This is a genomic window from Streptomyces sp. NPDC001270, from assembly GCF_042896695.1.
Classification (GTDB): domain Bacteria; phylum Actinomycetota; class Actinomycetes; order Streptomycetales; family Streptomycetaceae; genus Streptomyces.
In genome coordinates this window covers 1-12,425 of the sequence record NZ_JBIAXM010000001.1, presented here as the reverse complement: position 1 = coordinate 12,425, position 12,425 = coordinate 1, and the positions used below count along the sequence as shown (strand labels likewise).

General features: G+C 69.7%; 12 protein-coding genes and 2 rRNA genes. 3 read left to right on the top strand and 11 right to left on the bottom strand.

The genetic code is table 11. From position 1 onward, the window contains the following. Positions 1-216: 216 nt before the first annotated feature. Entirely contained in the window at positions 217-579 is a 363-nt protein-coding gene (locus tag ACFY2B_RS00070) for a glutaredoxin family protein (RefSeq protein WP_390760883.1), read from the bottom strand. Positions 580-708: 129 nt separating this feature from the next. Between ACFY2B_RS00070 and ACFY2B_RS00065 the strand changes: the two genes are divergently transcribed. The 3 genes from ACFY2B_RS00065 (at position 709) to ACFY2B_RS00055 (ending at position 4,505) form a co-directional block, all read left to right on the top strand. Continuing rightward, positions 709-1,665 carry an HAD family hydrolase gene (locus tag ACFY2B_RS00065; protein ID WP_390760882.1) on the top strand — a complete coding sequence of 319 codons (957 nt, stop codon included), beginning with the start codon at positions 709-711 and terminating at the stop codon, positions 1,663-1,665. Between the two features lie 541 nt (positions 1,666-2,206). After that, positions 2,207-3,040, top strand: a complete 834-nt coding sequence (locus ACFY2B_RS00060) for an ECF subfamily RNA polymerase sigma factor, BldN family (RefSeq protein WP_390760881.1) — start codon at positions 2,207-2,209, stop codon at positions 3,038-3,040. A 247-nt stretch (positions 3,041-3,287) separates the two neighbouring features. After that, positions 3,288-4,505 (top strand): DUF5667 domain-containing protein, encoded by a 1,218-nt coding sequence (locus ACFY2B_RS00055; RefSeq protein WP_390760880.1) that lies wholly within the window; start codon positions 3,288-3,290, stop codon positions 4,503-4,505. A gap of 66 nt (positions 4,506-4,571) precedes the next feature. Here ACFY2B_RS00055 and ACFY2B_RS00050 read toward each other — a convergent pair whose 3' ends face one another. The 10 genes from ACFY2B_RS00050 to ACFY2B_RS00005 all read right to left on the bottom strand — a co-directional run. After that, positions 4,572-5,618 (bottom strand): lysophospholipid acyltransferase family protein, encoded by a 1,047-nt coding sequence (locus ACFY2B_RS00050; protein WP_390760879.1) that lies wholly within the window; start codon positions 5,616-5,618, stop codon positions 4,572-4,574. Between the two features lie 24 nt (positions 5,619-5,642). Further along, entirely contained in the window at positions 5,643-6,704 is a 1,062-nt protein-coding gene (locus ACFY2B_RS00045; protein ID WP_390760878.1) for an NAD-dependent epimerase/dehydratase family protein, read from the bottom strand. A 190-nt stretch (positions 6,705-6,894) separates the two neighbouring features. Further along, positions 6,895-6,993, bottom strand: a complete 99-nt coding sequence (locus ACFY2B_RS00040; RefSeq protein WP_003948845.1) for a 30S ribosomal protein bS22 — start codon at positions 6,991-6,993, stop codon at positions 6,895-6,897. Positions 6,994-7,125: 132 nt separating this feature from the next. Next, positions 7,126-7,335, bottom strand: a complete 210-nt coding sequence (locus tag ACFY2B_RS00035) for a helix-turn-helix domain-containing protein (protein WP_067299677.1) — start codon at positions 7,333-7,335, stop codon at positions 7,126-7,128. 129 nt (positions 7,336-7,464) lie between these two features. After that, positions 7,465-8,280, bottom strand: a complete 816-nt coding sequence (locus ACFY2B_RS00030; protein WP_390760877.1) for a phosphatase — start codon at positions 8,278-8,280, stop codon at positions 7,465-7,467. Between the two features lie 247 nt (positions 8,281-8,527). Beyond that, positions 8,528-9,700, bottom strand: a complete 1,173-nt coding sequence (locus tag ACFY2B_RS00025; RefSeq protein ID WP_390760876.1) for an acetoin utilization protein AcuC — start codon at positions 9,698-9,700, stop codon at positions 8,528-8,530. Then, positions 9,651-10,868: an MFS transporter gene (locus tag ACFY2B_RS00020; protein WP_390760875.1), complete on the bottom strand. Its 1,218-nt coding sequence runs from the start codon at positions 10,866-10,868 to the stop codon at positions 9,651-9,653. The genes ACFY2B_RS00025 and ACFY2B_RS00020 overlap by 50 nt, the downstream gene beginning before the upstream one ends. A gap of 101 nt (positions 10,869-10,969) precedes the next feature. Then, entirely contained in the window at positions 10,970-11,614 is a 645-nt protein-coding gene (locus tag ACFY2B_RS00015) for an HAD family hydrolase (protein ID WP_390760874.1), read from the bottom strand. A gap of 61 nt (positions 11,615-11,675) precedes the next feature. Further along, a 5S ribosomal RNA gene (gene rrf, locus ACFY2B_RS00010) occupies positions 11,676-11,792 on the bottom strand. An 89-nt stretch (positions 11,793-11,881) separates the two neighbouring features. Then, a 23S ribosomal RNA gene (locus tag ACFY2B_RS00005) occupies positions 11,882-12,425 on the bottom strand; the annotation flags it as partial.

Genomic DNA, 12,425 nt, shown 5'->3' with positions numbered 1-12,425 from the left:
TTTGTGAACGCGTGCACAAAGATTGTGTCCAATTTGTCCACCCAACGTGACCGGGGTCACGCGCCCCCGGTGCCGTCGTATGGAACCGGCGGACCTGCATCGACGTTCTTCCCGCGGTGGGGGCAAAATCGCACACACTCCTTGAAGAATCCCGCCCCCGAGACCGAACCTGGTCGATCCTAGGCGACTTTCGGAGCCACTTGGACTGGCCGTGGACTAGCCGGTCAGTTCCGCCCGCAGCCGCCCCTCGTTCACCCGCCAGAAGGTGTGCTGTTCCCCGTCGACGAGTACGACCGGGATCTGCTCCCAGTACTGGTCGTGCAGGCGCGCGTCCTCGGTGATGTCCCGCAGCTCCCACGGCACGCCGAGGTCGGCGCACACCTGCTCGATCACGGCCTGCGCGTCGTCGCACAGATGGCACCCGGGCTTGCGGATCAGGGTGACGCGCCGGTCCCGCGCCGCGGATCCGTCCCGTCCGGACGGGACGGGGAGCGCGCCCGGGGCTCCCCGTCGTCCGGGCGGCGCCGAGGTCTCGGGGGAGGGTGGCTTCCTGCGGAAGAGGGGACTCATACCGGCCATTCTCGCGCGCCCGCGCTCACCCCGGGACCGGCTCCCGCGTCGTTTCCTTAACGGCTCGGTCGCGGAGAGTTCACACCCTCCCGTCCTCTCGGCTCCGGAAGCACCGAACAAACTGGCTATGCTCACGCCATGGCCGCTCTCGGATGGCTCACTCCCCGTAGGCGCTCCGCCACCGCGCGGAGCGTGTTGGCAGGCGAGGCTTCGGCAGAGGCAGCGCGCAAGTCCTCACAGGACCCCCAGGACGTCCAAGACGCCCGGAACGCCCGGAACGCCCAGGACACCGCCGCGGAGGAACCCGAGTTCCCCGTGCTCGGCGACGACAAGGCAGCGGCCTTCTTCGACCTGGACAACACCGTCATGCAGGGCGCCGCGCTGTTCCACTTCGGCCGGGGGCTGTACAAGCGGAAGTTCTTCGAGACCCGCGACCTCGCCAAGTTCGCCTGGCAGCAGGCGTGGTTCCGGCTGGCCGGCGTCGAGGACCCGGAGCACATGCAGGACGCCCGCGACTCCGCGCTGTCGATCGTGAAGGGCCACCGCGTCGCCGAGCTCCAGTCGATCGGCGAGGAGATCTACGACGAATACATGGCCGAGCGCATCTGGCCGGGCACCCGGGCACTGGCCCAGGCCCACCTGGACGCGGGCCAGCGGGTGTGGCTGGTCACGGCGGCACCGGTGGAGATCGCCACGGTCATCGCCCGCAGGCTCGGTCTGACCGGCGCGCTCGGCACGGTCGCCGAGTCGGTCGACGGGATCTACACCGGCAAGCTGGTCGGCGAGCCGCTGCACGGCCCGGCCAAGGCGGAGGCGGTCCGGGCGCTGGCCGCGGCGGAGGCCCTGGACCTCGCCCGGTGCGCCGCCTACAGCGACTCGCACAACGACATCCCGATGCTGTCGCTGGTCGGCCACCCCTACGCGATCAACCCGGACAGCAAGCTGCGCAAGCACGCCCGCGAGAAGGACTGGCGCCTGCGGGACTACCGCACCGGCCGCAAGGCGGCGAAGGTCGGCATCCCGGCGGCGGCGGGCGTGGGCGCGGTCGCGGGCGGCACGGCGGCGGCCATCGCGCTGCACCGGCGCCGGCGGTAGCGGCGGGAGACCCCCGGGCAAGGACCCCGGCTACCGACCGCGGACGCCGACCGGTGACCGCCGGTGACAACGACACGCGACGAGAGCGCCGCCGCGGACGGAAGCGACACCACCGGCATCCGTCAGCATCCGCCGGCGTCCATCGGCATCCGCCGCCACTGGTTGACACCGGTTGGCACCGCCGACCCGGCCGCCCACCGCGACGACACGCACGGGCCGCGCCGGCGGACACGGACGGTATCGGCAACCCCTGCGACACGGCCGCCGGACCCCGGCGCCCGCATGATGCCGCACACTGTCCAACACGCCCCCCACTCCGCCGAAACGCGCACCTTTCTGATCAACAAGCGGTCACTCGTCGATACTTGATGGGTCGTCAATCGGTTACAGAAGCGACGTAATCGATGATTTGAGCAACTGGGCGTAGCAGTGCCTGCACGAAGCGTTATTCTCCTCAGACGCATACCGGTACCCCTCCGTCGCTACGACGGGTGAAAGGTCCCGCACTGCACGTGATGGAAGCTCTGCCTCTGGGAGTCCCGTGTACCCACACGTCGGGGTTGACGCCTCGGGCCTGGCTACGCTGCGCGCAACGGTCGCGACGGTCCAAGAACTGTTGCGCGGCTTCGTCCCCACCGCGTACGCCGTACCCGCCTTCGCCACCGCCGCCCCCGTAGGCCCGTGCTACGCACTCGCCGACGGCATCGAGCAGGGCCCGGCGCGCAGCGCCGTCGTCGAAGGGCGGCGCTCGGGTGACGGCCGGGCGGCCGGCAGACGGGGGCGCGCAGCCGGCGCAGCCACCGCCCGCCGGCCGGCCGCGGACAGCGACAGCGCCCGGATGATGGACCTCGTCGAGCGCGCCCAGGCCGGTGAGGCCGACGCCTTCGGCCGCCTGTACGACCAGTACAGCGACACCGTGTACCGCTACATCTACTACCGGGTCGGCGGCAAGGCGACCGCCGAGGACCTCACCAGCGAGACCTTCCTGCGCGCCCTGCGCCGCATCGGCACCTTCACCTGGCAGGGCCGCGACTTCGGCGCCTGGCTGGTCACCATCGCCCGCAACCTGGTCGCCGACCACTTCAAGTCCAGCCGTTTCCGGCTGGAGGTCACCACCGGCGAGATGCTCGACGCCAACGAGGTCGAGCGCTCCCCCGAGGACTCCGTCCTGGAGTCCCTCTCCAACGCGGCCCTGCTCGACGCCGTACGGCGGCTCAACCCCCAGCAGCAGGAGTGCGTGACCCTCCGCTTCCTCCAGGGTCTCTCCGTCGCCGAGACGGCCCGGGTGATGGGCAAGAACGAGGGCGCCATCAAGACCCTCCAGTACCGGGCCGTGCGCACCCTCGCCCGGTTGCTGCCGGACGACGCACGCTGACGCCCGGCCGGCCGCCGCCACGCTACGCGGCGGCCAACTCACGGTCCGTGAAAGTGCGTTGACTTTCCCAGCCGATCATCCGTCGTCCGTAACCCAAGTGCCGCGCCATTCGTTGTGCGGGATACAGGCTCCCTGTGGTCACGTCCTGGCCGACCCTGATCACCTGATCGTGTGGAAGCGGTCATGGACGTGCAACCCTCAGGACCCCCTGGGGAGTCGACCGTCATGACGAGAGGAGGTGCCGCCAGTGATCGCGAACGTATCGGCACACCGGCGGGCGAACGCCTTCGCCCAGGCCCTGGAGGAGCAGTCCACCCGGGACACGGCGGCCGAGCAGCCCGAGGCACCCGCCCCGGCAGCCGAACGGCCGGAGCAGGGCGAGTTGTTGACCCTCGCCGCGGGTCTCGGCGCACTGCCCAGGCCGCAGCTCGACCCGGAGGTCAAGGCCGTCCAGCGGGCCCAGCTCGTGGCCGCCATGGAGGCCATGCTGCAGGAGGGCACCGTGCCCGGGGCGGCTGATCCTTCGGTGCCCCAGCAACGGGGGCACCGGGCCAAGGGGGCGCACCGGGCGAGTCCACTGGGCAAGCTGCGACCGCGTTCCCGGCTGTCCAAGGGGCTGGCCGCGGGTGGACTCAGCGTCGGAGTGGCCGCCGGGGCCTTCGGCGGCGTCGCCGCCGCCAGCTCCGACGCACTGCCCGGCGATTCGCTGTACGGCCTGAAGCGGGGCATCGAGGAGTTCAGGCTGAACTACCTCAGCGACGGGAACGACGAGCGCGGCCAGACCTATCTCGACCAGGCCTCGACCCGGCTGAGCGAGGCCCGGCGGCTGCTCGAACGGGACCGGAGCGGCCGGCTCGACCACGAGTCCATCGGCGAGATCCGCCGCACCCTGTCGGGCATGCAGCACGACGTCACCGAGGGCCACCGCCTGCTGCACGAGGCGTACGAGCGCGATCCGGACTCGCTGGGCCCCATCCAGGCCCTGTCCACCTTCTCCCGCTCCCACCGCGAGATGTGGGGCGCGCTGCGCGACAGACTCCCGGTCCAGCTCGGGGACGTCAGCGACCAGGTCTCGTCGGTGTTCGACGCCATAGACGAAGAGGTCGGGCCGCTCCAGTCCCTGCTCCCGCAGTCCCCGACCCGGACCGGCGAAGGGGCGCGTCAGGGTTCCGGCTCCTCGTCCGAGCACTCCGCCGGCACCCACCGCTCGTCCACGCCCTCCGCCGGCAGCCGCCCTTCCGCCGGACGCGGCTCCAGCAGCAGCCCGAGCGACCAGACCACCGGCAGCACGCAGGACGGACTGCTCGGAGGCACCACGGGCGGCCTGTTCGACCCGCCGAAGAGCAGCGGCAGCGCCTCCCCGCCGACCAGCAAGAGCCCCACCAGCAAGCCGGACGTGACGCTCCCGCCGCTGCTGCCGGGCCTGCTGCCCGGCCTGGGCATCGACAGCGACGACTTGAACTAGGCGGTACGGACACGACGGTGGGGCCCTCCCGGGAGGGCCCCACCGTCGTGCTGCGCGGCCACGCGGCTAGAAGAACACCGACCGCCGCTGCACCAGCAGCTTGTACAGCGTGTGCTGGATCTGTTCGCGGACCTGGTCCGTCAGGTTGAACATCAGCATCGGATCGTCCGCGGCCTCCGGCGGATAGCCGTCCGTCGGGATCGGCTCGCCGAACTGGATCGTCCACTTCGTCGGCAGCGGAACCGCGCCCAGCGGACCCAGCCACGGGAAGGTGGGCGTCAGCGGGAAGTACGGAATGCCCAGCAGCCGCGCCAGGGTCCGGGCATTGCCGATCATCGGATAGATCTCCTCGGCCCCGACGACCGAACAGGGCACGATCGGCGTGCCCGTGCGCAGCGCCGTAGAGACGAAGCCGCCCCGCCCGAACCGCTGGAGCTTGTAGCGCTCGCCGAACGGCTTGCCGATGCCCTTGAAGCCCTCCGGCATCACCCCGACCAGCTCACCGGCCCCGAGCAGCCGCTCGGCGTCCTCCGCGCAGGCCAGGGTGTGGCCGAGTTTGCGGGCGAGTTCGTTGACCAGCGGCAGCACGAAGACCAGGTCGGCCGCGAGCAGCCGCAGGTGCCGCCCGGCCGGATGGTGGTCGTGCACGGCGACCTGCATCATCAGCCCGTCCAGCGGCAGCGTCCCGGAGTGGTTGGCGACGATCAGCGCACCGCCCTCGGCCGGGATGTTCTCGATGCCCTTCACCTCGACCCGGAAGTACTTCTCGTACACCGGGCGCAGCAGCGACATCAGGAGCTGGTCGGTCAGCTCCTCGTCGTAGCCGAAGTCGTCGACGTCGTAGTCCCCGGTCAGCCGGCGGCGCAGGAAGGCCAGGCCGCTCGCGACGCGCTGGTCCAGGCCGCGGTTCCGCGGCTGCTGTTGCGGCTGTTCCTCCTGGGTCACGGGAACATCATCCTGCGCCGTCGGCCGTCCCGGGAGGGCCTGGACCTCGCCCACCGCCGCGGGCTCCCCCGAGCGCCGGGCCGCGGTGCCCCGGCGCCGCGCGGGCCGCGACCCGGCGGAGCCGCGGGAGCGGTCGTCGTCGAACGGAATGACCTTGGCGTCCGCCATGATTGCTGCGCTCCTCGATCGGCGCTAATCGGCGCTCTGCGTCGGGTAGTGGCCGCTGCCCCGCAGGGTCAGCGCGGCGATCCGGTCGACGGCCCCGGCCAGGGCCTGGGGCGGCAGCAGACCGGGTCCGCGGCTGCCGGCGAAGTCCGCGAAGGTCTCCGCGGTCGTGTACTTCGGCCGGAAGCCGAGGGTCTCGCGCATCTGCACCGTCGACACGACCCGGCCGTGGGTGAGCAGCCGGATCTGCTCGGGGGAGAAGTCCGTCATACCCAGCGTACGCACCAGGGAGCCGGTCCAGGTGACCGCGGGCAGCAGCAGCGGCACGGTGGGCCGTCCCAGCCGCCGGGAACACTGCGAGAGCAGCAGCACGCCGTCGCCGGCGATGTTGAAGGTCCCGCTGTTGAGCGTGGACCGGGCCGGTTCGTGCGCCGCGATCCGCAGCACGTCGATCACGTCGTCCTCGTGCACGAACTGCAACCGCGGGTCGTAGCCGAACACGGTCGGCAGCACCGGCAGCGAGAAGTACGCGGCCAGCGGTGTGTCGGTGGTCGGCCCCAGGATGTTCGCGAACCGCAGCACGCACACGGCCACGTCGGGCCGCCGCCGCGCGAAGCCCCGTACGTACCCCTCGACCTCCACCGTGTCCTTGGCGAAGCCTCCGCCGGCCAGCGACTTGGGCGGGGTGGTCTCGGTGAACACGGCGGGGTCCCGGGAGGCCGACCCGTACACGTTCGTACTGGACTTGACGACCAGACGCCGCACGGCCGGTGACTTCTGGCAGGCACCGAGGAGCTGCATGGTGCCGATGACGTTGGTCTCCTTGACCGTGGCCCGGCTGCCGCTGCCCAGCGCCATGCCGGTCACGTCCAGATGCACGACCGTGTCGGCGGCCGTCTCGGCGAGGACGCGCGCGATGCCGGGCTGCCGGATGTCGGCCTGGATGAAGTCGGCCCCGCCGAGGTGGTGCTCGGGCGGCACCGCGTCGACGGCGACCACCCGGTCCACCTCGGGGTCACGCTGGATCCGCCGCACGAAACGACCGCCCAGCTGCCGGGCCACGCCGGTCACGAGCACGACCTTGCCCAAGATCAGCGCCTTCCTTCCGCATGTCCCCTTGTTCGAGCCAACTTAGCGGGTGGACATGGCGCTGCCATGGTCACCCGGTGCAGGAGGTGACCGAAATTTCCCGGTCATTCCCCGGTCGGAACATGCCTGTGGCCCCCCATCACTCCGGATGGGGGGCCACATGCACAGCTCTCGCGGCTCGCGCCGAACCCTACTTCTTGTTACGACGCTGAACACGCGTGCGCTTGAGCAGCTTGCGGTGCTTCTTCTTCGCCATCCGCTTACGCCGCTTCTTGATAACAGAGCCCACGACTACCCTCGCTCACTTCTCATCACTCGGTGCTGGGCGCCATGGGCCCATACGACCTACAAGGGGCTAGCCTACCCGCCCGAGGGCTGAGGTCGTAATCGAGGTGCTCCGGGCGGTCACCCGGGGCCGTCGTCAGGCCGTTTCGACCCCCACGTAGCTCTCGCGGAGGTACTCGTGTACCGCTTGCTCCGGGACGCGGAAGGACCGCCCCACCCGGATCGCGGGCAGATGACCACTGTGCACCAGCCGGTACACGGTCATCTTCGACACTCGCATCACCGCAGCGACTTCCGCCACGGTCAGGAATACGACCTCGTTCAGAGGCCTCTCGCCAGCAGCCATGACACACCTGAACCTTCCGCACTCGACGGCCACCGGCTTCCCCTTCCGGTGACTCTTCGTCGCTGCGTGCTCACTCCCCAGACTAGATGCGGGTGATGCGAGTGGGGAAGAGGTGCACCCATCGGCGGCCTACCGTGACAGACACGCTCGATTGAGTACGTAGCGGGTAAGCGGACGGTAGTAAGCAGACCGCACAGCGTCATCAAGTGGAACGACGACGGACACGCGCCCCTCCGCCTCACCCACGAACAGCGCGGGGTCGTCGGTGTCGGCCAGACCCATGGCCTCGAACCCCAGTTGACCTGCTCCGCAGACCCAGCCGTGGTCCCCGATCACCAGCTCCGGCAGCGGCCCGCCGGCCTCCGCGGCGGCGGCCAGCACGGTCCGAACCGGCAAGGGGGAGTGCGTGTGCGCGCCGGGCTCACAACCGGGGTGTTCGGCTCCGGGATCACGGACCAGCGCGACTCCCCGTACGTAATCAAGGGTGTACGTGCGTAGTCCGAACTGGGTCGTTATGTCGACACAGTGACCCTGCGCGGGGGTGAGGACGTCACATCCCGCCGCCGACAGCGCGTCCGCCAGGGCGGCGTAGAAGCCGAGCAGGCGGTGCGGGTGCCCGGTGCCGATCAGCACGGGGGCGCCATGCCGGGCCACGACCCCGATGCGCTCCGCGAAGGCGTCGAGCGCGGCCAGCGTCAGCTCCGGGTCAATCACATCATGACCGGATGTGTGCCGAGGATCCGCCGAAACCCCACATCTTTGCGCCATCAGTTCGATCAAATCCAGTTGTCCCCAGGAAAGTTCTGGATCGATCCCGATCAGCGCGCGGGGATCACGAGCGGCGAACAGCCGATAACTGCGCAGGCTCGCCTCCCGCGAGGTGGCCACCGGCCCGGCCAGACGGGCGGCCAGCAGATGCGCGCGGAGGACTCCGGTGCTCAACACCCATGTGATCCTGACGGACCACACCCCCCACCGGGACCCTTTCCCCCCAAGACCCCACGCATGGCCCAACGCCGAGCCGGCACCCCGGCCACGGAGGGGAGCGGGGAACGGCGCACCTCCAGGGGCGTGGGGCCGAGCCGAGATGCGGCTGCGCCACGCAGGCGCACCCGGCCACACCACACCCGCGGACAACACACGACCCGCCCCGCCCCGCCCCGCCCCGCCAGGCGCAGCGCTCGACGAACCCTCAGGCCAGCATCCCCCGCATCGGGAACACCACCCGTCGCGTCGCCAGTACGGCCTGGTCCAGACGGTCGGCCGGGTCGTACCCCTGATCCCAGTGGGCCCACGACACGGGCCAGCGCCCGTCCGTCATCCGCATCGGCCCCAACTGCCGCGTACGGGCGAAGACCTCCTGCCGCCACTCCTCGGGAATCAACGTCTCCGGCTCCACCGGCCGCTCCGCCGCGATCCCCACGAGATGCGTCCACGAACGCGGCACGACACCCACCACGTCGTACCCGCCCCCGCCGAGCGCGATCCACTTCCCACCCGTGTGCGCGTGCGCCAGCTCATGGCACGCCACCTGCACCGCCCGCTGCGCGTCCAACGAGACGGCCAGATGCGCCAGCGGATCCTCGAAGTGCGTATCGGCGCCGTGCTGCGTCACCAGGACCTCGGGCCGGAAGTCGGCGATCAGTTCCGGCACCACCGCGTGGAACGCCCGCAGCCAGCCCTCGTCCCCGGTCCCGGCCGGCAGCGGCAGATTCACGGCGGACCCCGCGGCCGTCTCCGCCCCGGTCTCCTCCGGCCACCCGGTCTGCGGGAACAACGTCCGGGGATGTTCGTGCAGCGAGATCGTCAGTACCCGCGGATCCTCCCAGAACGCCGCCTGCACCCCGTCCCCGTGGTGCACGTCGACATCCACGTAGGCGACGCGTTCCGCACCCATCTCCAGCAGCCGCGCGATCGCCAGCGCGGCGTCGTTGTAGATGCAGAACCCGGAGGCACCCCCGGGCATCGCGTGGTGCAGCCCGCCCGTGAAGTTCACCGCGTGCGGCGCGTCCCCGCGCCACACCGCCTCCGCGGCCGCCACCGACTGTCCGGCGATCAGCGCCGACGCCTCGTGCATCCCGGCGAACGCGGGATCGTCCAAGGTCCCCAGGCCGTACGCACCGTCCGCCGACGCGGGATCGGCCGAGGCCGCCTTCACCGCCTCGATGTAGTCCTCCCGGTGGACCAGCCGCAGCGTCGAGTCCCCCGCCGGTTCGGCCGCGACGACGTCCACCTCGCGATCGAGCCCGAAGGCGCCGACCAGCTTCCGCGTCAGCGCCAGCCGGACCGGGTCCATCGGGTGGCCCGGGCCGAAGTCATAGCCCGTTACTGCCTCGTCCCACATCAGCTGTGTGCGGCCGCTCATGCTCGTCACCGTATCGGTCCGATCCGGCCTCGAACGACCTGGCGTACACGAGCGTCGCCAAAACCAACACCATCGGCACGAGCATCGCCCCGCGGTAGCTCCAGGCGTCGCCGAGCGCCCCCACCAGCGGCGAACCGATCAGGAAACCCGCGTAGTTGAAGATGTTGAGCCGCGCGACGGCCGCGTCCGAAGCCCCCGGAAACAGCCGGCCGGCCGCCGCGAACGTCTGCGGCACCAACACGCACAGCCCGAGCCCCAGCAGCGTGAACCCGAGCATCCCGACCCACGCGCCAGGCGCCACCGACACCACCGCGAACCCGGCCGCCGCCAGCAGCGACCCCACCCGCACCACCGCCACGGCCCCGAACCGCCGCACCCCGAAGTCCCCGATGGCCCGCCCCGCCAACGTGGTCACCATGTACACGTTGTACGGAACGGTCGACAGCTGCTCCGAACTCCCCAGCACGTCCTTCAGGTACTTCGCGCTCCAGTTGGAGACGGTCGAGTCCCCGATGTACGCGAAGGTCATCACCAGGCACAGCGGAAGCAGCATCCGGAAGACGACACTCCCGCCGCCCGTTCCCCCCTGACCGTCCGCCGCAGGCGCCGGCTCACCGTCCACATACCACCGGCTCCCCACCAAAGCCGCTGGCAACAGCACCACCACGACCGGCAGGTACGACACCCACAGCGCCAACTCCCAGTGCGCCCCCGCCCAGGCCAGCGAGGCCCCGACTATCCCGCCCAGGCTGTACACGGCATGGAAGCTGAGCATGATGCTCCGCCCGTACGCCCGCTGCAGGCTCACCCCGAGCATGTTCATCGAGGCGTCCAGGGCGCCGACGGCCAGCCCGAACGCCGCCAGCGCCACCATCAGCACGACCAGCCGGTCACCGGCCCCCACGCCGAGCAGCGCGAGCAGCACCACGGGCTGTGACCAGCGCAGCAGCCGACTGGGCCGTATGCGCTTCACCAACTGCTCGGTGCCGACGCTGCCGACTCCGGCGAGGATCGGTACGGCCGCCAGGTAGACGGGCAATAACGCGTCGGAGACGCCGTAACGGTCCTGCATGGCCGGGATGCGCGTGACGAGCAGGGCGAACGCGACGCCCTGGGCGAAGAAGCCGAACGCCAACGAAGCCCTGCCGCGCCGCAGCACATCTGTCATGGCCGCGAGGGTAAGGCCCTGGGGTACCGGTGGGTAGATCCCGCCAAAGCTGAATTTCCCTCACCTTTGTCCGGCGAGGCCGACGGGAGCCGACTCCGGGTTCAGACCAGCAGATCCAGCAACTCCCCCATGTCGGAGAAGAGTCGATCGGCACCGGTGAGCCGCTCCGGAGGTGTCATGGCGGTGAACCCGTACACGTCCATCCCGGCCGCGACGGCCGCCTGCACGCCCAGCGGGCTGTCCTCCACGACGACGCACCGCCCGGGAGCGACCCCCATCCGCTCGGCCGCGTACAGGAACAGGTCCGGCGCCGGCTTGCCGCGTCCCACGTCCTGCGCGCTGAAGATCCGCGCTTCCTCGAACCACCGGTCGAGTCCCGTCGTCCGGTGCCCCACCCGGATCCGCTCATGGCTCCCGGAGGACGCCACACAGTACGGCACTCCGTCCGCGGCCAGCTTCTCCAGCACACCGACGGCACCGGCTATCGGCTTCAGCTCCTGCTCGAACGCGGCGAACACGCGCGCGTGGACGACGTCGTCGAAGTCGTCCGGCAGCCGCTGTCCGGTCCGTTCCGCCACCAGATCGTGTACGCGGTGCATGGCGGCGCCCATGTAGTCCCGCAGTGAGTCCTCGTAGGAGGTCGGATGCCCCAGTTCGGTGAGATAGTCCGCGAGCAGCCGGTTGGAAATGGGCTCGCTGTCCACGAGCACACCGTCGTTGTCAAAGATGACCAGGTCGTAGCGCATGCTTCGACCCTAAACGCAGAAATCCCCCGTGCCCAAGAGCACGGGGGATTCCCCACAATTAGTTCGGCGGCGTCCTACTCTCCCACAGGGTCCCCCCTGCAGTACCATCGGCGCTGTAAGGCTTAGCTTCCGGGTTCGGAATGTAACCGGGCGTTTCCCTCACGCTATAACCACCGAAACACTACGAAACAACAAACGCCACACCACCCACACACATGAGCGGGGCTGTTCGTGGTTTCAGAACCAACACAGTGGACGCGAGCAACTGAGGACAAGCCCTCGGCCTATTAGTACCGGTCAACTCCACCCGTCACCGAGCTTCCATATCCGGCCTATCAACCCAGTCGTCTACTGGGAGCCTTACCCCATCAAGTGGGTGGGAGCCCTCATCTCGAAGCAGGCTTCCCGCTTAGATGCTTTCAGCGGTTATCCCTCCCGAACGTAGCCAACCAGCCATGCCCTTGGCAGAACAACTGGCACACCAGAGGTTCGTCCGTCCCGGTCCTCTCGTACTAGGGACAGCCCTTCTCAAGACTCCTACGCGCACAGCGGATAGGGACCGAACTGTCTCACGACGTTCTAAACCCAGCTCGCGTACCGCTTTAATGGGCGAACAGCCCAACCCTTGGGACCGACTCCAGCCCCAGGATGCGACGAGCCGACATCGAGGTGCCAAACCATCCCGTCGATATGGACTCTTGGGGAAGATCAGCCTGTTATCCCCGGGGTACCTTTTATCCGTTGAGCGACGGCGCTTCCACAAGCCACCGCCGGATCACTAGTCCCGACTTTCGTCCCTGCTCGACCCGTC